At 42.6% G+C, this 19,713-nt stretch carries 20 protein-coding genes and 6 tRNA genes; 1 reads left to right on the top strand and 25 read right to left on the bottom strand.

Features of this window, described 5'->3' with window-relative positions; genetic code table 11:
- Positions 1 to 85: 85 nt before the first annotated feature.
- From purB to purD, 8 genes are all read right to left on the bottom strand, one after another.
- The gene (gene purB, locus A0765_RS02575; RefSeq protein WP_062004483.1) at positions 86 to 1,381 is read right to left on the bottom strand and encodes an adenylosuccinate lyase; all 1,296 of its coding nucleotides are present in this window, start codon (positions 1,379 to 1,381) and stop codon (positions 86 to 88) included.
- Positions 1,382 to 1,399: 18 nt separating this feature from the next.
- On the bottom strand, positions 1,400 to 2,254 hold the full coding sequence (locus tag A0765_RS02570; RefSeq protein WP_062004482.1) for a hypothetical protein: 855 nt from the start codon (positions 2,252 to 2,254) through the stop codon (positions 1,400 to 1,402).
- Positions 2,255 to 2,309: 55 nt separating this feature from the next.
- Positions 2,310 to 2,999 (bottom strand): aspartate/glutamate racemase family protein, encoded by a 690-nt coding sequence (locus tag A0765_RS02565; RefSeq protein ID WP_062004481.1) that lies wholly within the window; start codon positions 2,997 to 2,999, stop codon positions 2,310 to 2,312.
- A 3-nt stretch (positions 3,000 to 3,002) separates the two neighbouring features.
- Positions 3,003 to 3,230, bottom strand: coding sequence for a hypothetical protein (locus tag A0765_RS02560; protein WP_062004480.1), 228 nt, complete (start codon positions 3,228 to 3,230; stop codon positions 3,003 to 3,005).
- Between the two features lie 14 nt (positions 3,231 to 3,244).
- On the bottom strand, positions 3,245 to 3,880 hold the full coding sequence (locus A0765_RS02555) for a YdcF family protein (protein ID WP_062004479.1): 636 nt from the start codon (positions 3,878 to 3,880) through the stop codon (positions 3,245 to 3,247).
- A 25-nt stretch (positions 3,881 to 3,905) separates the two neighbouring features.
- Positions 3,906 to 4,997 (bottom strand): 5-(carboxyamino)imidazole ribonucleotide synthase, encoded by a 1,092-nt coding sequence (gene purK, locus A0765_RS02550; protein WP_062004478.1) that lies wholly within the window; start codon positions 4,995 to 4,997, stop codon positions 3,906 to 3,908.
- The gene (gene purE, locus A0765_RS02545) at positions 4,984 to 5,472 is read right to left on the bottom strand and encodes a 5-(carboxyamino)imidazole ribonucleotide mutase (RefSeq protein ID WP_062004477.1); all 489 of its coding nucleotides are present in this window, start codon (positions 5,470 to 5,472) and stop codon (positions 4,984 to 4,986) included. Before purE ends, purK begins: the two co-directional genes overlap by 14 nt.
- Positions 5,473 to 5,671: 199 nt before the next feature.
- Entirely contained in the window at positions 5,672 to 6,937 is a 1,266-nt protein-coding gene (gene purD, locus A0765_RS02540; RefSeq protein ID WP_062004476.1) for a phosphoribosylamine--glycine ligase, read from the bottom strand.
- 375 nt (positions 6,938 to 7,312) lie between these two features.
- Between purD and A0765_RS02535 the strand changes: the two genes are divergently transcribed.
- The gene (locus A0765_RS02535) at positions 7,313 to 9,259 is read left to right on the top strand and encodes a GBS Bsp-like repeat-containing protein (protein ID WP_062004475.1); all 1,947 of its coding nucleotides are present in this window, start codon (positions 7,313 to 7,315) and stop codon (positions 9,257 to 9,259) included.
- Between the two features lie 65 nt (positions 9,260 to 9,324).
- Here A0765_RS02535 and A0765_RS02530 read toward each other — a convergent pair whose 3' ends face one another.
- The 17 genes from A0765_RS02530 to A0765_RS02450 all read right to left on the bottom strand — a co-directional run bounded on the left by A0765_RS02530 (position 9,325) and on the right by A0765_RS02450 (position 19,711).
- Positions 9,325 to 9,567 carry an acyl carrier protein gene (locus tag A0765_RS02530; RefSeq protein ID WP_005591354.1) on the bottom strand — a complete coding sequence of 81 codons (243 nt, stop codon included), beginning with the start codon at positions 9,565 to 9,567 and terminating at the stop codon, positions 9,325 to 9,327.
- Positions 9,564 to 10,568: a phosphate acyltransferase PlsX gene (gene plsX / locus A0765_RS02525; protein WP_062004474.1), complete on the bottom strand. Its 1,005-nt coding sequence runs from the start codon at positions 10,566 to 10,568 to the stop codon at positions 9,564 to 9,566. The genes A0765_RS02530 and plsX overlap by 4 nt, the downstream gene beginning before the upstream one ends.
- A 4-nt stretch (positions 10,569 to 10,572) precedes the next feature.
- Positions 10,573 to 11,346, bottom strand: coding sequence for a DNA repair protein RecO (gene recO / locus A0765_RS02520; protein ID WP_062004473.1), 774 nt, complete (start codon positions 11,344 to 11,346; stop codon positions 10,573 to 10,575).
- On the bottom strand, positions 11,339 to 12,511 hold the full coding sequence (locus A0765_RS02515; protein ID WP_062004472.1) for a pyridoxal phosphate-dependent aminotransferase: 1,173 nt from the start codon (positions 12,509 to 12,511) through the stop codon (positions 11,339 to 11,341). Before A0765_RS02515 ends, recO begins: the two co-directional genes overlap by 8 nt.
- Before the next feature lie 138 nt (positions 12,512 to 12,649).
- The gene (locus tag A0765_RS02510; RefSeq protein ID WP_068981945.1) at positions 12,650 to 13,432 is read right to left on the bottom strand and encodes a hypothetical protein; all 783 of its coding nucleotides are present in this window, start codon (positions 13,430 to 13,432) and stop codon (positions 12,650 to 12,652) included.
- A gap of 147 nt (positions 13,433 to 13,579) precedes the next feature.
- Complete coding sequence (gene srtB / locus A0765_RS02505; protein WP_062004471.1) at positions 13,580 to 14,410, bottom strand: class B sortase, LPKTxAVK-specific; 831 nt, start codon at positions 14,408 to 14,410, stop codon at positions 13,580 to 13,582.
- Positions 14,411 to 14,501: 91 nt separating this feature from the next.
- Complete coding sequence (gene abpA / locus A0765_RS02500; RefSeq protein WP_062004470.1) at positions 14,502 to 15,149, bottom strand: amylase-binding adhesin AbpA; 648 nt, start codon at positions 15,147 to 15,149, stop codon at positions 14,502 to 14,504.
- Positions 15,150 to 15,273: 124 nt separating this feature from the next.
- Complete coding sequence (locus A0765_RS02495; RefSeq protein ID WP_062004469.1) at positions 15,274 to 16,242, bottom strand: ribose-phosphate diphosphokinase; 969 nt, start codon at positions 16,240 to 16,242, stop codon at positions 15,274 to 15,276.
- Between the two features lie 135 nt (positions 16,243 to 16,377).
- The gene (pcsB, locus tag A0765_RS02490; protein ID WP_062004468.1) at positions 16,378 to 17,577 is read right to left on the bottom strand and encodes a peptidoglycan hydrolase PcsB; all 1,200 of its coding nucleotides are present in this window, start codon (positions 17,575 to 17,577) and stop codon (positions 16,378 to 16,380) included.
- 98 nt (positions 17,578 to 17,675) lie between these two features.
- Positions 17,676 to 18,176 carry a rod shape-determining protein MreD gene (mreD, locus tag A0765_RS02485; protein WP_062004467.1) on the bottom strand — a complete coding sequence of 167 codons (501 nt, stop codon included), beginning with the start codon at positions 18,174 to 18,176 and terminating at the stop codon, positions 17,676 to 17,678.
- Position 18,177: 1 nt separating this feature from the next.
- The gene (mreC, locus tag A0765_RS02480) at positions 18,178 to 19,002 is read right to left on the bottom strand and encodes a rod shape-determining protein MreC (RefSeq protein ID WP_062004466.1); all 825 of its coding nucleotides are present in this window, start codon (positions 19,000 to 19,002) and stop codon (positions 18,178 to 18,180) included.
- 162 nt (positions 19,003 to 19,164) lie between these two features.
- Positions 19,165 to 19,252 (bottom strand) — tRNA-Ser (locus A0765_RS02475).
- 11 nt (positions 19,253 to 19,263) lie between these two features.
- Positions 19,264 to 19,337 (bottom strand) — tRNA-Ile (locus A0765_RS02470).
- Between the two features lie 34 nt (positions 19,338 to 19,371).
- Positions 19,372 to 19,442 (bottom strand) — tRNA-Gly (locus tag A0765_RS02465).
- Positions 19,443 to 19,458: 16 nt separating this feature from the next.
- Positions 19,459 to 19,531, bottom strand: a tRNA-Phe gene (locus tag A0765_RS02460).
- A 3-nt stretch (positions 19,532 to 19,534) separates the two neighbouring features.
- Positions 19,535 to 19,608, bottom strand: a tRNA-Met gene (locus A0765_RS02455).
- Between the two features lie 13 nt (positions 19,609 to 19,621).
- Positions 19,622 to 19,711, bottom strand: a tRNA-Ser gene (locus A0765_RS02450).
- Positions 19,712 to 19,713: the final 2 nt, after the last annotated feature.

Here is a 19,713-nt window from a genome sequence, read left to right as displayed (position 1 = left end):
AGCCCACTCAACCACTGCGTCTTGCTCGATAATCCAAAAACAATTGAGAGGCTGGGACGAAAGTCCCAGCCTCATCTTTTTTTGTTTAATCTAAGCCTACGCGCTTGAAGATATCATCCACTCGTTTGGTGTAGTATGCAGGGTTAAAGATTTCATCGATTTCTTCTTGAGTAAGGCGGGAAGTGACTTCTGAATCCGCTTCGAGAAGTGGTTTAAAGTCCACTTGGTTGTCCCAAGAGTAGGCTGTTTTCGGTTGAACAAGGTCGTAAGCTTGCTCACGCGTCATACCCTTTTCAATCAAAGTCAACATAGCACGTTGGCTAAAGATAAGACCGAAAGTAGAGTTCATGTTGCGGATCATGTTTTCTGGGAAGACCGTCAAATTCTTGACGATATTTCCAAAACGGTTGAGCATGTAGTCAATCAAAATAGTCGTATCCGGTGTGATGATACGCTCAGCTGATGAGTGAGAGATATCACGTTCATGCCAAAGAGCGACATTTTCATAAGCTGTCACCATGTGACCACGGATAACACGCGCTAGACCTGTCATGTTCTCAGAACCGATAGGATTGCGTTTGTGAGGCATTGCTGAAGAACCTTTTTGCCCTTTGGCAAAGAACTCTTCCACTTCGCGTTGTTCTGATTTTTGCAGACCACGGATCTCCGTTGCCATACGCTCGATAGAAGTTGCGATGCTAGCAAGAACTGCAAAGTACTCAGCGTGAAGGTCGCGAGGAAGGACCTGTGTAGAGATTTCTTGAGCACGGATACCAAGCTTGTCGCAGACGTATTTTTCAACAAAAGGTGGAATGTTGGCAAAGTTCCCAACCGCACCAGAAATTTTACCAGCTTCCACACCAGCAGCCGCATGCTCGAAACGCTCGATATTGCGCTTCATTTCGCTGTACCAAGTCGCTAATTTAAGACCGAAAGTTGTCGGCTCAGCGTGCACACCGTGGGTACGCCCCATCATGATGGTGAACTTGTGTTCTTTCGCTTTGTCAGCGATGATGCTGAGGAAGTTTTCAAGGTCCTTGCGAATGATGTCGTTGGCCTGCTTGTAGAGGTAACCGTAGGCAGTATCCACCACGTCAGTAGAAGTCAATCCATAGTGGACCCACTTACGCTCTTCACCAAGAGTCTCAGAAACTGCACGCGTGAAAGCTACCACATCGTGGCGAGTCTCCTGCTCAATCTCCAAAATACGGTCGATGTCAAAGTCCGCCTTCTCGCGAATCAAAGCCACATCTTCCTTAGGGATTTCTCCCAACTCAGCCCATGCCTCGTCAGCCAAGATTTCCACCTCAAGCCAAGCACGGTATTTATTTTCTTCACTCCAAATATTCGCCATCTCAGGGCGAGAGTAACGGTTGATCATGTTGTTTCTCCTATAATTTTATCTGCCTGATAGTAATGATGAAATAACTCCGCCTAAAGTTCCTGATATTATATCTTTAATAAATTGTTGATTGAAAAATGAAGCATTTTCTTTAACAATTACAGTAAATTCAGACTCGCTATTTTTTTCAGTTGCAGCAAGTAAGTCCTTTAAAATTTCGATAGATTGCTCAGATAGAACAGAAGCATTGTTAACAATCTGTTGAAGTTGTTTAGAAAGTTCCGACCACGGAAACTCAACATTCATATTAGATTTTTCTAAAATAGAATCTGTAACAATATTTGAGTTAACATTGTTGTCCCCATTAAGTGTGACATTATTACCTGAACCAAAATCATTTCCAACTACATTATCATTACCTGATACAGTTGTTTGAGATACTTCCTTTTCATAGATATTTTTACTATCATAATTCTCTATATTTTGATTTTTTATATCAATGTATATATTTTCCGCTTTATTACCAAAGGATTCCGTAATAATATTAAAAACAGTATCTCTAAATTTAGCGTCTTCGAAATACAATAAATAATTTTGACTTGATCCCAAATTAAACACTATATAATATTTTGACTTCAAATGATTTTGGTGTTTATTATAAACGTACCATGCATATAAACCAAATAATATTAATCCTAAAAATGGTGGGATCAATCCAATCATAAATAGAATTATCAGAATAAATATATCTCGTAGCGTGACTGGTGATTTAAATTCACTTTTACTTAACATGGATAAATTTGATATTTGAATACTATTATTTCTAGTGATAATTGCATTATTTTTTATTGTTAATCCATCAGTTTCAATCGTATATTTACTCTCAACGCTCTTTAATAACTCAGGTATCATTATATTCCCCCTTTAAAGTGAATCTAAATTTAATAACACTGTTCATTTCAACATCTTACTCTATACTCCACTCCGCCGCTTTCTCTGCGTGAATCACCGTTGTGTCATAGAGGGGCAGGTCGGTGTCGAATTGTTTGACCAGGAGACCTATCTCGGTACAACCCAAGATAACAGCTTCAGCGCCTGCTTTTTTCAAATCATCTATAACGGCAAGATAAGTCTGCTTTGAGCTTTCGTTGATATCTCCTAGACAGAGCTCGTCATAAATAATTCGATTGACTTCTGTAATACCAGCTTGGTCTGGAATCAGCACTTCTAACCCAGACTCTATTAATTTTTCCTTGTAAAAATCTTGAGTCATGGTGTACTTGGTTCCTAGGAGGCCGACTTTTTGAATACCATCAGCCAACAAGGCCTGCGCAGTTGCCTGCGCAATATGCAAGATTGGAATTGCAATCTTTTCTTGTATCTGCGGAGCAACCTTGTGCATGGTGTTGGTGCAAATAACGATGAAATCTGCACCTGCTTGCTGCAAGCGCTGAGCAATATCTGCCAAAAGTTGACCACTTTTCTCCCAGTCTCCGACTGCCTGATAATGCTCAACCTCTGCAAAATCAACACTATAAAGCAAGATCTTAGCTGAATGCAAGCCACCCAGCTCTTTTTTGGTGGTTTCATTGATGATTTGGTAGTAAGATGTGGTACTTTCCCAACTCATACCACCAATCAGACCGATAGTTTTCATAGACTAATCAAACTCCTCCTTGCTTATCGCCACCGACGGATAGTGCGGCAAGCTACTTAGAACTGTATCCAATGGCAAATCATAGATAGCCAGATAATTGTCTGGATATTCAATCTTTAATTCCTGATATTTGACTTTTACTTTTTCATGGTCGGTACTGGCAAAGAGCACTTCCACAACGGCAGTTTCTTTGCCTTCTTCCACAAAAGCATTCACGATGATTTGAATCATAGAAACCTCCTATATCACAATTCAACATCTAACTTTAAAATATCCCCCTTCTCTCCATAATGGAGAAGTCGCAGATATTCTCCCCAAACTCTGGACTTGCCAATGTCTGTATTCATCCAGCTATCCCGACCAATCTCAACATCCTTATAAAAGGCATTGAAGGTATATGGGATGTAACGAAGATGCTTCGGTAAGTGCTGAGCCAAGGTCCGCCATTGCCTACCAGTCGCGTGGCTTTTGCAAATGAACATAACGGTCTCAACAGTGTTAAAATCAAAAATTTCTTTGGCAAACAGTACGTTTTCTAAAGTATTGCTAGAGGAGCTTTCAGATTTAATCGCTTCTTCAGGAATGCCCGCAGCCAGCAGATGCTGAATAATAACCTCTGCCTCTGTATGTCCATTCCAATCTGGATGAGGCGTACCTGTCAAACTTCGGCCGCCAGTCACAATGATTCGTCTTACATAACCTTTTTGATATGCCTCAATAGCTTTTTCCCAGTGGCCTGGGTGAGTCCCACTGAAAACAAATAAAACATCACACGGCTGAGGTTCGATTATTTTCCCAAAAACACTCTTAGTCAAAAAGGATATTTCTTTATTAGAGAACTCTTTCGGAACTTCTGGACTTTTCGGAATAATCGGTTTCATCTATAACATTTCCTCCACAGATTTTTTAAAAATCAATCCCTTTCCCAAACTCCTCAACCTCATCCGGAACATCACTAAACAAAGTCACATGTCCCATCTTACGGTTGTGCTTCGCTTCTATTTTACCATACATGTGGAGGTGGGCGCTTGGATTTTCTGTGACATATTTTTCAGCGGCCTCGACATGCTGGCCGAGTACGTTGAGCATGACGGCTGGTGCATGCAGGTGGATATCTGGCAATGGAGCTCCCAGAACGCCCAGAATATGGGTGTCAAACTGCGAGAAGTCGCAGGCTTCGATAGAGTAGTGGCCAGAGTTGTGTGGCCGTGGGGCAATCTCATTGACGATGATGTCATCAGCAGTCGCAAACATTTCCACGCAAAGAGTTCCAGACAGGTTCAATTGTTCTGCAATTCGCACCGCCATTGCTTTGGCTTTGTCTGCTAGACTCTCTGAAATGCGGGCTGGCACAATGGTCTTAGACAGGATATTGTTGCGGTGGATATTTTCCTGAACTGGGAAAACCGTCACGTCCTTGCCATTTCCTGACACGATGACAGAAATTTCAAGATCGAAATTGACGAATTCTTCCAAAACGCAGTCTGCTGAGTCAGCTAGCGTATAGGCTTCTTCCAAATCTTCTTCCGAGCAAATAACCTTTTGTCCATGCCCGTCGTAGCCACCTGTCGCAGTCTTGAGGACATAGTTTTTCGACAGGTCAATATCTGCCAAGTCTTGGCTAGAAGTCACGACCTTGTAGGGTGCCACGGTGACTTGAGCCTTGTTTGAGAGAAAATCCTTTTCAAAGATCCGATTTTGAGAAATGCGGAGCAGGTCTGTCCCTTGAGGGAGCTGACCATCCTTAATGACAGCATCCAGCCCGTCAGCATCGACATTTTCAAACTCATAGGTCAGGACATCGCAACGCTCAGCCAGCTGACGAAGGGCGTCCACATCATTATAAGGCGCCACGATGATTTCTGCCACGCGAGAGGCTGGACAGTCCGCCGCAGGATCCAGCGCGATGACCTTGTGCCCCATATAGATAGCAGAAATGGCCATCATCTGACCCAGCTGACCGCCACCGATGATTCCTATTGTTTTAGATGAGCTCATTGCTAGACTCCTCAGCGATTTTTCCTTGTTCTTCAGCAAAATCCGCTAGCGCTGCCGCTAGGTCTTGGTCTTCAATGGCCAAGATTCGCAAGGCAGTCAGGGCAGCGTTGGTTGCACCCGCTTCACCGATTGCCATAGTTGCCACTGGCACACCGCCTGGCATCTGCACAATAGAGTAAAGGGAGTCCAGACCGCTGAGAGCGCGTGATTTGACTGGTACACCAATAACAGGTAGAGTGGTTTTGGCTGCTACCATACCTGGCAAATGGGCGGCACCACCAGCACCTGCAATAATGACTTTGATACCGCGACTTCGGGCTTCTTCGGCATGCTGAAACATGAGATCCGGCGTGCGATGGGCAGAGACGACTTTCTTTTCGTAGGCTACACCGAAGCGGTCTAGGATTTCGGCGGTTTTTTGCATGGTAGCCCAGTCAGATTTTGAGCCCATGATGATGGAAATTACTGGTTTCATTTTTAATCCTTTTTCTTCCTTTTTTGATAATGGTATTAGGTGGTGGGGACGGAAGCAAACCTTCGGTTTCATTCCTAAAATTTGAGCCTAAGTCTCAAATTTTCCCCGGCCAGAACAGTTTCTGTGCTGGCCTTTTCACCACGGCGACCATTATCTTACTTTGGCTCGCTTTCGCTCACCATGACAATTTTTGTGTCTGTTAATCTTTTATCGCCTTGCTTCCGATATCTGTTCGGTAAAAGAGGCCTTCTGTTTTTTGTTGGGAGAGTTCTTGGTAGATGGTACTTTGTGCTTCTTTGACGGTATCTGCTGTGGTGACGAGCATATAGACACGTCCGCCATTTGACAGCAGTGCTCTGCTATTTTCCGCAAACTTAGCCCCGGCATAGTAGGTGATGATGTCGCCTTCTGTCTTAGCTGGCAACTCAACGCCCTTTGCATAATCCAGCGGATAGCCGTTTGATGCGACAACCACACCCAGAGTCACACCCTTATCCGTCCACGTGATGTTTGGCTCCTTACCATCGAGGATATCCGTAATATTTTGTGCAAAGTCAGATGTCAAACGAGGCAAGATAATTTGCGTTTCAGGATCTCCGAAGCGAGCGTTGAACTCGATGACTTTCGGTCCGTCTGCTGTCAAGATAAGACCTGCGTAAAGGACACCTAGATAAGGGCGACCTTCTTTAATCATCCCTTCGAGGACTGGCTTGACAATGGTGTCAACCGCTGTGGCAACCACGCTCTTTGGCAAGTGAGGAACTGGCGCATAGGCACCCATACCGCCCGTGTTAGGACCCTTGTCCCCGTCGTAGGCACGTTTGTGGTCCTGAGCTGTTGGCATGATGTAGAACTTGTCGCCATTGACAAAGGCAAAGAGAGAGAACTCCTCACCGTCGAGGAATTCCTCAATGACCACACGCGCACCTGAGTCACCGAATTTATTGTCCAAAAGCATGTCGTGAGCAGCTTCTACTGCTTGCTCAACCGTCTCTGCAACAACGACACCTTTTCCAAGAGCCAAACCGTCTGCCTTGACTACGATAGGTGCACCCTGCTTTTCGATATAGGCCTTGGCTTCCTCAAAGTCTGAGAATGTGCCATAGGCTGCTGTCGGAACGCCGTATTTGACCATGATTTCCTTGGCAAAATCCTTGGACCACTCCAGCTCCGCAGCTAAACGAGATGGACCGAAAGCCTTGAGCTCAGCTTGGTTAAAATCATCTACAATCCCAGCTGCCAGGGCATCATCCGGACCGATAAAGGACCAAGCAATATCGTTGGCCTTTACAAACTCAATCAATTTAGAATGTTCGGAAATTCCAATATTCACCAAGTCTAGCCCATCCAAGGTCATGCCATCATTTCCAGGTACGACAAAGACCTGCTCCACACCCTGAGACTCCAACAACTTCTTGGCAATCGCATGCTCACGACCGCCCGAACCAACAACTAAAAGCTTCATAGCTAAGATACCTCAACATCCATCATCATAGGTGCTTACGCACCAAGCCAACACATCACGTAAAAACCATTGCCATTTTTACGAATCATTCATCTAAATTATATCATAATCGTTCGTTTTATTCTATTCTAAGTAGGAAAAGAAGAGAAATATCTATTTTTGTTAGGAATATCCATCTCTGAAAAATAAAATCTACCTATATTATTTTTTGTATTTTGACTATTTCATTACTTTTATTTCAAATATCAAAAATTTCATAAAACTAAAATAAATTAGAAATTCAAGTTTCAACATCTTTTAAAATTTTTCTTTTTTTTTATTTTTTCCCGAATAATCTAAATGGAATCATCCAAATTACTTATTCAAAGGAGATTTATGAAAAAATATCAGAAGCTGTTTTTATTATCCGGAGCAGTCCTTGGGCTATTTGCCAGTCATTCCACAGCTCAAGCTGTTGCATCGACTGAAGCTGGAAACAAAGTCCTAGGCCCCACTGATCGTGCCAGCAATGTAACCGTCAATGTCACTGGAGATACGGCGCAGATTCATTATGCCCGCTCCAAGGCTCAGGTTCCCTATACCATTTCCCACGCAGTCTGGTCCGACGAAAACGGGCAGGATGATTTGAAATGGTACACCACGCCTCAGACATCCAGCACAGCCATTGACCTCCGGCAGCACGCTGGCTATGGCACCTTCCATGTTCATACTTATATCAAGATAAATGGAAAAATGATTGGCTTGAATGGCACTACCTTCACTGTTAATAAGCCTGCTAGCAAGACAAGCGTCACAACATCTGGACAAACCGGCCGCATCAATTTTACGCGAAATAAAGACCAAAGGAACTCAAAAATTGTCCATGCAGTTTGGTCTGATGAAAATGGTGGCGATGATCTTAATTGGTATGAAGCTGGGCAAGAGAGTACTGAATTTAACTTTTCTAAACACAAAGGTTATGGAAAATATTTCGTAGATACTTATGAAAATAAAAATGGCAAAATGATTTACCAATCGGGCACTACTTTCCATCTAGAAAAACCTAATCCGACCATTCAGACAAGCTTCCCTGAACCTAGCATTATGGAAATCCTTATCAAAAATCTTCCTGAATCCATGTATAAGGTCACTGTCCCAACCTGGTCTGAAAATAAGGGACAAGATGATTTACAATGGTATCAAGCAAGGAAAAATCCTGATGGCAGTTATAGCGTCAGAGTCGAGCTGAAGAAGCACAATTACGATACCGGAACCTACCATATCCATCTCTATGGCGAAAGCTATGTCAATCCAGCCTTTACATGTTTAGCAGGAGCGACTGCTACAATAGATGCTGGAAAAATACCTTCTCAAAAAGACCAAAAACCGCTTTTCTCTGTTGAAAACATCAATCAGGAAGAGGGAACCTACACTGTAAAAGTCACTGAAACTGCCGCATCTAAGGCAATTCAATCCGTCCGTGTCCCTATTTGGAGTACCCAGAATCAAAGTAATATCAAGTGGTATGAGGCAAGTAATAATGGAGATGGGACTTTTACTGCACAATTCAATATCCGTAACCACCAAGCCTTATCTGGAAGCTACACCAATCATATCTACATTAAGTACAAAGATGGTAGCGAGCATAACTATGCGACAGACAGCGTCACCCTCTCCGCTGAAAATATCAAAGCCAAGGTTTCTGTCAATAAAATCTCTACCTACAATTACGAAGTGACCGTTTCCGATGCTTTTGGCCCAGGAACCATTTCTCTACCAACTTGGTCAGAAGTCAACGGCCAAGATGACATCAAATGGTACACTGCTAACAAAGTGGGCAATGGCTTGTATAAATTTACCATCAATACGCAACAGCATACTGGAAATGGACTCTTCCATACCCATGTTTACCGTAATCTCAATGGTCAGATGACTGGACTTACAGGCACCAGCTATCAGGTTGATAAACCAACCACACCTGAGCCAACCCTCTATACCCCAGATTATGCTGGAGCCTCCTCTTATCCTCATGGTCAGTGTACCTGGGGAGCAAAAGTGCTGGCTCCTTGGGCTGGTCCTTACTGGGGCAACGGTGGTCAATGGGCAGCTAGCGCACGCGCAGCTGGTTTCCGAACAGGAAGCACACCACAAGTCGGAGCCATCATCTGCTGGACCGATGGTGGTTATGGGCATGTCGGTGTTGTCACCCATGTCGAATCCAACACCCGCATCCAAATCAAAGAATCCAACTATGCAGGCAAACAGTACATTGGCAACTTCCGTGGCTGGTTCAATCCTTACGCCGCTGGTCAAGGAGCTGTTAGCTATATCTATCCAAAATAAATCCACTAAAAAAACCTTGGTTTTGTAAACCAAGGTTTTTCTCTGTTCAAATCGAAGTCACTTTCTTACTTCGCTAGTTTCTTTTCCAAATAGGCAACAATATCTGCGACATTTTCAAAGCGATCAACATCCTCATCTGAAATTTCAATCGCAAACTCATCCTCCAAGGTCAGGATGAATTCCATTAAGTCAACAGAATCAGCGCCTAAATCATCTTTTAAGCCCAAAGTTGGCTGGACCACAAAGTCCTTTCCTTGACGTTCTTGGATAATTTCTGTTACTTTTTGAAAAATTTGTTCTTGATTCATTCTGTCTCCACCTCTTTTGAAAATTCCACCACAGATTTTCCGACAACATCTGTCTCCAGCATGGTTCGGATCTGACGAATGGTGCTATATACGGCCTTGGCATCGCTTGAACCGTGTGTCTTGACTACTGGCGCCTTGAGACCAAAGAGAACGGCCCCGCCAGCACTGGAGTAGTCCAGACTCTTGCGCATCTCTTGTAAGCTATCTTTGAGCAACAAAGCCCCTAGTTTAGCCTTAAGACCACCACCTAGCACAGCCTTTTTAAGCTGACCTAGGATGCTAATGGCCGTTCCTTCAATAGACTTGAGTACAGCATTGCCCGTAAAGCCATCTGCTACGACAACATCTGCCACTCCATCCATAAGGTCACGCGCCTCTACATTGCCGATGAAGTTCAGCTTGTCATCCGCCGCCAGCAAGGCATAGGTTTCCTTACGCAGAGGGTCTCCCTTGCTGGCTTCAGTTCCATTATTGAGCAAACCGACCCGTGGCTGCTTAATGCCACGAACATTTTCCGCATAAAAAGAACCTAAGATAGCATATTGATGCAGATGGTGAGGGGTATTTTCAGCATTTGCCCCCAGATCCAGCATATCAAAACCTCGGCCATCTCCCGTCGGTAAAGTGGACAAAAGACCTGGTCGGTCAATATTTTTGATCCGTCCCACGATAAAGAAACCCGCCGCCAAAAGCGCTCCCGTATTACCAGCAGACAGGACTGCATCTGCTTCTCCATCTTTGACTGCCTTGGCTGCCAAAACCATGCTGGCCTGCTTCTTCTTACGAATAGCCTTAGTCGGCTCATCATCCGAGTCAATCTTTTCATCCGTATGAACGATGCTGACGCGCTCTGTCGCTGTCAACAGAGGTTTAATCTTAGCCTTATCCCCATAGAGAACAAGCTCAATATCCGAGAAGTCTCTCAGAGCCTGATTGGCACCTTCGACTAAAGCCTGAGGGGCATTGTCTCCGCCCATGGCATCAATAGCTATTTTTTTCATGCTGTTATTCCTCATGTTTGTCTTGTAAAATACTGCCCCAGTCGCCCAGAGAGTCGATAAATTTCTTTGATTTGAGATGAATGCCTACGTATTCATCATAGAGTTGATCCATAAAATCCCTGATCTGTCGCTTGATTTCCGGCTTGAGCGAAATCGTCTCTAGCTCACTAAACTGAACCGCCTGAAACTGATTGAGCAAAAAAGGAATATTGGGATTGAGATGACTGCGATGAGCATCCTTGTGATAATGCTCTGGACAGAGAACCCCACCATACTGAAAGGAAAAATCAAAAGGCAGACCTGTCCGATGACAAAAAACACAGTCATGGAAATTCAGAGAAACGCCAAAGCGAGATAAAATCTGAATTTCAAAAATATTTGTCAAAACCTCATAATCCAGCCCTTGATTCATCAAATCCAGTGTCTTTTGCAGGAATGCAAAGAGGGCTGGATCTGGCTGATTGTCCTGAATACTAGCATCCGCTAGGGCTGCCACATAGCTAGCATAGGCCATGACAAAGAGATCGCCCTTGATTTGCCCGTAACTTTCCACAGCTTGGTAATCTTCGATATAGCTGAGTCCGTCGTCATTGATTTTCATCAAGAGTTCTGCCGTCGTCAGAGGCTGGATGACTGGCGCCAACTTAGATTTTCCAGCATGTTTCACGAAAAACATTCGCTTGCCAGCCTGTTCCGTAAAAATCTTGACCAGCTTATCATCTTCCCGGAAATTCCGATTATATAGAATCAAACTCTTGCTCGTTAACGGTCTAAGCATTCTCTTCCATGTACTCCTTGAGCCGTCTCAAAGCTTCCTTGATGGTTTCCATGCTGGCTGCATAAGACAGGCGGATATAGCCTTCTCCGTACTGGCCAAAGGCCGCTCCTGGGATAAAGGCCACAGCCTTCTTCTCAGCAAAATCCCGCAAAAAAGCAAAAGAATCTTGATTGTAGCCTACTGGAATTTTGGCAAAAATATAGAAAGCGCCATCTGGCTTAATAATCTGATATCCCAGCTCTGTCATCTGTTCGATAATGTAATCCCGCCGCTGGATGTATTCCGTCTTCATGGATTGAGCATCATCCTTACCAGCTGTCAAGGCCTCAATAGCTGCATATTGAGCCATAGTGTTGGCTGCCGTCACCAGATACTGATGACTCTTGATCAATTGAGCTGTAAAAGCAGCAGGAGCAAAGATAAAGCCTAGTCGCCAGCCCGTCATAGCATGAGACTTGGACAAGCCATTGATCACGATAGTCTGCTCAGGTAAATATTCCGCCAGTGAAACGTGCCCCTGCTCCGTATAAGTCAACTCAGAATAAACCTCATCGCAGACGACAAAAACTTCATACTTGCTCAATACAGTTGCCAAAGCCTCAATCTGCTCTCGCGAATAAGTCACGCCAGTCGGATTGGCCGGATAGTTGAGAATAACCGCCTTGAGCTTATCCCCTTGCTCCAAGATAGCCTGCTCCAGCATTTCAGGAGTCAAGACAAAGTCGTTTTCTGTCGTATCAATCTCGACAATCTCTGCCCCGACCAAATTGACAATCGGCTCATAACCTGGATAAGCCGGCGCTGGCAGCAAGACCTTGTCGCCCTCCTCCAGAATAGCCGTCAGAGTCGCAGACAAAGCCTCAGTTGCCCCAATAGTGACTAAGACTTCATCTTCTGGACGATAGTTCAGATGGTACTTCTCCTTGACAAAGTCAGCCGCAGCCTGCCGCAGCTCCAAAAGCCCGCTCATTCCAGTATAGTGGCTCTGGTTGGCATCAATGGCTGCCTTGGCCGCCTCCTTGATATGATCCGGTGTCGGAAAGTCTGGCTCCCCCAAGGTCAGCCGCAAAACACCTGGAATCGTAGAAATAGACTGGTCAAACTGACGAATCAGAGACACTTCAATTTTATCTAAATTCTTATTAAACTTCTTAGTCAAATCCATAGCCGCCTCCGATAATCTAATAGAACTATTATACTATAAATGCAGCACCTGCGCAAAAATCCATCTGATTTATAGATAGAAAAACAAAAAAATCAGGAAAATTCCTGATTTTTAAATGTGTATGTTACTAAAAATAAATTAGTTACCGTTTACTACACCTGAATAGTTTGTGTTTTCAAATGTTGTAGATGCTTTAATATCAGTAGCTTGTCCTGCAGCACCAAAACGTGTATTATGACCAAACTCACGTCCTGCGTCATTCAAAGGCTTACCATCTTTTGTTCCTGCTGCTGGAGCTACTGGATATGTTCCTGCTTGGTAAACTGCATCATAAGCTACATTATTATTGTCACGATCTTCTTGGGCTGCAGCACCAAAACGTGCATTTGTAGTTCCTGTAACGTTCGCTTGTGAAGGAAGGTCTGCTGCTGCTGGAGCTCCAACTGGCTTTTTAACTGTAATAGCTGGTAGAGCCGCTGAAGCTGCTGGTGTTGATGGAGCTGCTGGTGTAGCTGGAGTAGCAGGCATTGATGGAGCCGCTGGTGTAGCTGGAGTAGCAGGTGTTGATGGAGCTGCTGGTGTAGCTGAGCTAGTAGTATAACGAGCTTCAAATGCTGCTCCAAAACGACTGTTATGACCAAACTTACGAGTTCCGTCATTCAAAGGCTTACCGTCTGCTGTTCCTGCTGCTGGTGCTACTGGGTAAGTAGCTGCACCTGAAAAGCTATATCCATATTTAGTATTATCTGGTGAAACTCCGTAACCAAAGCGGTTATTGTGATTACCTTCTTGATTTACTTTTGTTACAGCTGATGTAGCAGGTGCTGTAACTCCTGGAATAGCAGGCACACCAGTTGCTGCATAAGCTACACTAGCAACTGCAGAAAGACCTAATACACTAAGCAATAAAACTTTTTTCATGTTTTATCTCCTTTATTTAGAATTAATTTTATGGAAAATCCATACTACTCTAGTATATATATACATATAGCGTTTGTCAAGCATTTACTCCAATTCAATCTCATATGAGTCCTTAGGTAACAAAAAAATCAGGAGAAATCCTGATTTTTATTCACGAGTTGCTTTATAAGTAAGATCATTCCCATGCTTGGCTAGGAAATCTTGTAGTTCAGAGTCTGGGATTTGACGTAGATAGAGGTTAGAACGAATCGTCTCATCCTCTTCACGACAAGTTGACAGCACAACGTACTTATCACTAGCCTTAATCTTAATTTTTGAATCTTTGGTACGAGCAGCTTCATAGATATTCTTGAGCTGAGTTTCAAAATCCTTATCATCATCAAACTTAATCCGATAAAAAGCAGTCTCTTCTGGAACGATCACCAAGCCCATTACCTGATAGTAAAGCTTACGCTCTGGTGTTTCAATGACAACATACTTATGCTTATCTAAGTATTCCTGTTTATCATAATAGTTCACATCATTAAACATGCGGTGATCACCAACTTGACTTCCACGAGCATGCCCAAAGAGCCAAGTCAAACGGTCACTAAAGTCTTTTTTGTTATCAGTGTCCATGAAAACAGTCCCCAGATAAGGCTCATTTCCACCTTCAAAGGTCTTATCCAAGTAAGTTGAGTTATCACCGGTCTGTACAACTGGCTCGTCCAATTCTGTACCAGGAGCATAGACATAGGCCACCGTTTCAGGATTGATCGCTTTCAAGCCATTAAAACGATTAGTCAGATATTCCTTTTCTTCCTTACTTGGTGTATAAGTTACCTTACCTACCTGACTAGTGGATGATTTAGCAGCAGAATTTGAAGAGTTTGCCTGTTGGAGGAGAAAAATCCCTGCTAAAATAGCAACAACTAAAGCTCCTAAACCACCAAAAATCTTCCAATTTTTCTGCTGTCGTTTTTGTCTTCTTCTTCTCATAGATAAAAATCCTATAAAATCTTTCTAAAAAATATCACTGAACCAGAGGTCCAGTGATATAAATTGCGTTAGTACAATTGTTTAAAACAAATTATTTAACTGCAGATGTTTTTGGAAGAGCTTTACCAGCTGCTTTTTGTCCAGCTTTAGCACCGTTACCAGCTTTAGCACCGTTACCAGCTTTAGCACCGTTACCAGCTTTAGCTTCTGAAGCTGCTGCTTCTGCTGCAGATGCAGGTTTTTGACCGTTTTGACCAGCTTTTCCATTTTCACCAGCTTGACCGGCTTGACCTTGAGCTGCTTTATCATCAGCGATACGTTGTTCATTTGTACGGTTAGCTTCTACGCCAGTTTCATTGTAGTAGTTACCTTGAGATTTAGCTGCTGCAGTGTATTTATCTTGAAGTTGAGCAACATATTTGTTACGAACAGTGTTACGAGCTTCTGTACGAGCTTCTTCAACTTTTTCTGCATATTTGCCATACTCATGACCTGAACCGTATTGTTCAAGAGCAGCCTTAGCAGCTACAACTGCTGCATCTTTTTCAGCTTCAGCATTGATTTCAGCTTCGTGAGCAGCTACTTGAGTGTTTGCTTCATCAGCTGAATCGCGCCATGAGCTATATTTCTTTTGGATCAATTGGTTTGATGATTCAGCATTTTCACCTTGTGCAAACGCTGGTACTGCTAATGCGAACAATGAAAGAGCTACTACGCTAGAAAGTACAACTTTTTTCATTTGTTTTCTCCTTTTTTATATAAAAACATTTTTTATTTGGTAACTATCGTTACTATGTATAGTATATGAAATATTCTTTAAATTGTCAAGTCTTTTGCTAAAAAAAATCTTGATCAAGGCACTTTTAAGCCTTTTTTGCTACTTCAAAAAGAGGGGAAAGTGGACGTTTTTCATGGATTCGAACAATGGCTTCTGCCAAGAGATGAGCGATAGAAATCTGCTCAATCTTATCGATTAATCTGTCCTCTGAAAGGTAGATAGTATCTAAAACCACAAGTTTTTTGATAGCTGATTTCTGGATATTTTCCATAGCTGGCCCTGACAAGACTGGGTGAGTACAGCTCGCATAGACTTCCACAGCACCGGACTCTGCCAGCGCATCTGCCGCATGACAAATAGTTCCCGCCGTATCAATCATATCATCGATTAAGATACAAGTCTTACCTTCAACTTTACCAATGATATTCATGACTTCACTGGTATTCATCTTATCAACGCTGCGACGTTTGTCGATAATCGCAATCGAAGTCTTGAGAAATTCGGCCAACTTACGAGCGCGGCTGACACCACCGTGGTCTGGGCTAACAACCACATAGTCGCTACCAACCATGCCCCGACGCTCAAAATAATCAGCAATCAAAGGCGCTCCCATCAAATGATCGACAGGAATGTCAAAGAAACCTTGGATCTGAGCAGCATGCAAATCAATGGTCAATAGGCGATCAACCCCAGCAATCTCCATTAGATTAGCCACTAATTTAGATGTAATTGGCTCACGAGCACGAGCTTTTCGATCCTGTCTAGCATAGCCATAGTAAGGCATCACTACGTTGATAGACTCCGCACTAGCCCGCTTCAAGGCATCCACCATGATCAAAATCTCCATCAGATTGTCATTAACAGGTGAGCTAGTCGACTGCAAGATAAAAACGTGCTTACCACGGATCGATTCTTCGATGTTTACTTGAATTTCCCCGTCAGAAAATTGACGAACCGTTGATTTACCAAGCGGTATACCAATCTCTTTTGCAACACGTTTCGCTAATTCTTGATTAGAAGAAAGAGCAAAGAGCTTTAAATCAGAAAAAGACATGATTCCCTCCAGATTCTAAATCGTCTTTTATTGTAACCAATTACATTTTTCCTACCTACCATTGTAACGCTTTTCCAGCATTTTTTCAATAAAAAATAAAAGGGAGAACGAAAAGTCGTTCTCCTTCATATTTCATTAGTTTGGATAGATGTATGTTACGTATCCTTGTGCATTTGTTGGGTCAAACCATCCACGGTGATTACCGAGTGATTGGTTACCAGCATAGTTTGCTTCTGATACTTGAATGTTGTTAGCAGATTGAACTGCTGTTACAACTGCAACGTGTCCGTATCCACCGTCGTTCCAACATGCGATTGCTCCAACTTGTGGTTGTGATCCTGTACGGAAGCCTGCTGCTGCTGCACTAGCTGCCCATTGACCACCATTACCCCAGTAGTCGCCTGCCCATGGTGCCAAAGTCTTAGCACCCCAAGTACATTGACCTACAGGATAAGTTGATGCTGAAAGGCTATATGATGGAGTTGCAACAACTCCTGATGTAGCAACTCCTGCTTCTGCTGCAGGAGTTCCACCTGTATTATTTACAGCTTGAACTTGTGCTGCGAAGCTTGTATTTCCTGAAGCAAGGATCGCTTGTTGTTGAGCTTGTTGCTGGTTCTTATATGCTGCTTCTGCCGCTGCTGCCTCAGCTGCCGCTTTTTCAGCTGCTGCTTTTTGCTCTAAGAGACTATTTTTCTCATTTTCAGCAGTTGCTTTTTCAGCTGCAAGATCCAGTTGAGCAACCTTGAGTTCAGCCTGCTTAGTTGTCAACGTTTGTGCATCGTCTGCAAGTTTTTGTTGGTTTGCAATGACTGTATTGATAGCTTCATTATTAGCAACTTGTTTTTCAGAAATCTTTTCTTTATCTTCTTTTTGTTGTTCCAGCATTTTGTTGTTAGCCGAAACGATTTCGCTCATCGCTGCTACACGAGAGATAGCTTCAGTGATTGAAGCAGAGTTAATGATTGTGTTGATATAGCTTGTTGCTGTACCATTTGTTTGAGCACTACGCGCTTGGTTTGCAAGAGACTCATTACGAGCAACAATATTCTTTGATAACTCTTCAATTTCAGCAGTAAGTTTCGCAGATTCAGCATTCAATTTTTCATTTTCTGCTTGAAGCACTTCTTGTTGCTTTTGAATAGCTGAAACTTGTTTTTGAATTTCATCAACTTGTGCCTGTGCCGCTTTTTGTTGATTTGTTAAACTGTCAATTTTACTATTTTGAGCTGCAATTTTATCATCTGTACTATCAGCTTTAACATTTACTAGCGCAGCACCTTGAGAAAGGATCACCGCACTTAATAATACTGATGTAAGTAGCTTTTTCTTCATAAAAATATTAACACTCCTTCTTACTAAGACATTATATAGTATATCAAAAAAATTCTGGCTATATATTACGCATTCGTTACATTTCTATTTCTAATTCATCATAAATAGACTTTTTCAAACAAAGGCTGTAACAATAGGAAAAGAAAGGCATTAAATACTAAAGTTGGCACCAAAGCATAGATAATAAAATCAGGGAATGTAAAGCTAGCTAGGTGCAAGAATGATGCAGAAACAAAGCTGATCATTTCAAAAAAGAAAACAATCGTAATAATGGCCAAAACGCGGGTCCAACGATTTAGCAAAAATACAGAAAGAAAATGATAGATGGCAACTGTCAGTAGAGGCAAGATGAAGGTGAAAAGCCCAATCACATGTAGATAATAAACATCGTAAAAAAGGCCTAGAGTAAAGAAGAGGAAAAAAATATATTCCTTTGAAAAGTTTAAAAACAAGAAAACCGTAAAAAATAATAAAATATGACTTGCTGGATGCCACTTCTCAGCAAAAAGATCTACAAGACTTCTTGATAATTGACCATCAATGAAGAAGATCAGAAACAAAAACAAAGTTGTAAAAAAAGTTCCTCTTAGAATTTTCATACTAATTTCTCACCAACAAAACCGCTTGAATATCAGACAAATCTGCAGCAGGCTTCACCAAAACTTCCTTGTTTAATTGGTCCTTACCAGCTGATATTGATAAAACCTGACCAACCAAAACATTCTCAGCATTATAAGAGCCGAGACCACTTGTCGTCACAGTTGCCCCTTCTTCAATTCCATCAACCGTATTTAATTGGCTGACGATAAAAGCTGACTTTTCAGTGTCAAAACCAACAATGATGCCATAGGCAAAACCAGTTTTTGTCTTAATTTTAATTGCAATAGAACTATCATTCTTTTCATTCTTTTCATTTGTCAGTAGACTAACGACACTGGAAGAATCAGAAACACTAGTAACCGCTCCGATCAAACCACCATTAGAAATAGCCAGCATAGAGGTTGTCACATCGCTTGACTGCCCCTTATCAAGAGTTAATTCATTCTTCCAAGTAGATGGAGAGCGAGAAATAACCTCTGCAGCAATCTTGACAGCACTTTGATCATTATTTCGTAACTCTAATAGGGAACGCAACTGTTCATTCTCCAATTTTAAGGAATCAGAAATATTTGCCTTCTCTTCAAGATTGTAAATTGTTCCTTCTAGTGTCTCATTTTCTTGATAGGTCTCTATTAACTGAACAACCTTTTTCTTTTCCTTAGCAAAATAGTTAAAAGGAATAGCAACTACCCGATCAATACTGGACAAAAAATCACCAGTCACAGAAACAATCCATGGTGAAAGAGGGGAAAGCATCAAGCTTATCATAACAATTCCCAATAGCAAAATAGAAATCAAAAATTTAGACATCTTTAATTTATTCATTCCAATCTCCGCAACCAATAAATCCCTACACTTATATAAATCCAGAACAGACTATAACAAGTCAACAAACCGAGTTCATATAAACAATAAAAAACAATTCTACAAAATAAAAACGTTATAAAACAAGAAAGGGAGATAGCAAATGCTAAACTCCCTTATTTACGGAGAATGGGGGATTCGAACCCCCGCGCCAGTTACCCGACCTAACGATTTAGCAAACCGTCCTCTTCAGCCTCTTGAGTAATTCTCCAATATACTTAATGGGCACGAGTGGACTCGAACCACCGACCTCACGCTTATCAGGCGTGCGCTCTAACCACCTGAGCTACGCGCCCAAGTTATAAAAACTTGGTATGAACTTCTGTTCAAAGCGGGTGACGAGAATCGAACTCGCGACAACAGCTTGGAAGGCTGTAGTTTTACCACTAAACTACACCCGCATCTTAGATAATGGTATGGCGCGAGACGGAATCGAACCGCCGACACATGGAGCTTCAATCCATTGCTCTACCAACTGAGCTACCGAGCCAAATTGCGGGAGCAGGATTTGAACCTACGACCTTCGGGTTATGAGCCCGACGAGCTACCTAGCTGCTCCATCCCGCGATATTCTAATCTAAGGAGGATGTGGGATTCGAACCCACGCACGCTTTTACACGCCTGACGGTTTTCAAGACCGTTCCCTTCAGCCGGACTTGGGTAATCCTCCAA

It is taken from the genome of Streptococcus cristatus (assembly GCF_001588905.1).
Lineage (GTDB): Bacteria > Bacillota > Bacilli > Lactobacillales > Streptococcaceae > Streptococcus > Streptococcus cristatus_N.
The sequence above is the reverse complement of the archived record's forward strand: the minus strand, read 5'-3'. Positions and strand labels throughout refer to the sequence as shown.

Coding starts and splice junctions, on each gene's coding strand:
- purB (WP_062004483.1), bottom strand. CDS start 1,381: ATGATCAACCGTTACTCTCGCCCTGAGATGGCGAATATTTGGAGTGAA.
- A0765_RS02570 (WP_062004482.1), bottom strand. CDS start 2,254: ATGATACCTGAGTTATTAAAGAGCGTTGAGAGTAAATATACGATTGAA.
- A0765_RS02565 (WP_062004481.1), bottom strand. CDS start 2,999: ATGAAAACTATCGGTCTGATTGGTGGTATGAGTTGGGAAAGTACCACA.
- A0765_RS02560 (WP_062004480.1), bottom strand. CDS start 3,230: ATGATTCAAATCATCGTGAATGCTTTTGTGGAAGAAGGCAAAGAAACT.
- A0765_RS02555 (WP_062004479.1), bottom strand. CDS start 3,880: ATGAAACCGATTATTCCGAAAAGTCCAGAAGTTCCGAAAGAGTTCTCT.
- purK (WP_062004478.1), bottom strand. CDS start 4,997: ATGAGCTCATCTAAAACAATAGGAATCATCGGTGGCGGTCAGCTGGGT.
- purE (WP_062004477.1), bottom strand. CDS start 5,472: ATGAAACCAGTAATTTCCATCATCATGGGCTCAAAATCTGACTGGGCT.
- purD (WP_062004476.1), bottom strand. CDS start 6,937: ATGAAGCTTTTAGTTGTTGGTTCGGGCGGTCGTGAGCATGCGATTGCC.
- A0765_RS02535 (WP_062004475.1), top strand. CDS start 7,313: ATGAAAAAATATCAGAAGCTGTTTTTATTATCCGGAGCAGTCCTTGGG.
- A0765_RS02530 (WP_005591354.1), bottom strand. CDS start 9,567: ATGAATCAAGAACAAATTTTTCAAAAAGTAACAGAAATTATCCAAGAA.
- plsX (WP_062004474.1), bottom strand. CDS start 10,568: ATGAAAAAAATAGCTATTGATGCCATGGGCGGAGACAATGCCCCTCAG.
- recO (WP_062004473.1), bottom strand. CDS start 11,346: ATGCTTAGACCGTTAACGAGCAAGAGTTTGATTCTATATAATCGGAAT.
- A0765_RS02515 (WP_062004472.1), bottom strand. CDS start 12,511: ATGGATTTGACTAAGAAGTTTAATAAGAATTTAGATAAAATTGAAGTG.
- A0765_RS02510 (WP_068981945.1), bottom strand. CDS start 13,432: ATGAAAAAAGTTTTATTGCTTAGTGTATTAGGTCTTTCTGCAGTTGCT.
- srtB (WP_062004471.1), bottom strand. CDS start 14,410: ATGAGAAGAAGAAGACAAAAACGACAGCAGAAAAATTGGAAGATTTTT.
- abpA (WP_062004470.1), bottom strand. CDS start 15,149: ATGAAAAAAGTTGTACTTTCTAGCGTAGTAGCTCTTTCATTGTTCGCA.
- A0765_RS02495 (WP_062004469.1), bottom strand. CDS start 16,242: ATGTCTTTTTCTGATTTAAAGCTCTTTGCTCTTTCTTCTAATCAAGAA.
- pcsB (WP_062004468.1), bottom strand. CDS start 17,577: ATGAAGAAAAAGCTACTTACATCAGTATTATTAAGTGCGGTGATCCTT.
- mreD (WP_062004467.1), bottom strand. CDS start 18,176: ATGAAAATTCTAAGAGGAACTTTTTTTACAACTTTGTTTTTGTTTCTG.
- mreC (WP_062004466.1), bottom strand. CDS start 19,002: ATGAATAAATTAAAGATGTCTAAATTTTTGATTTCTATTTTGCTATTG.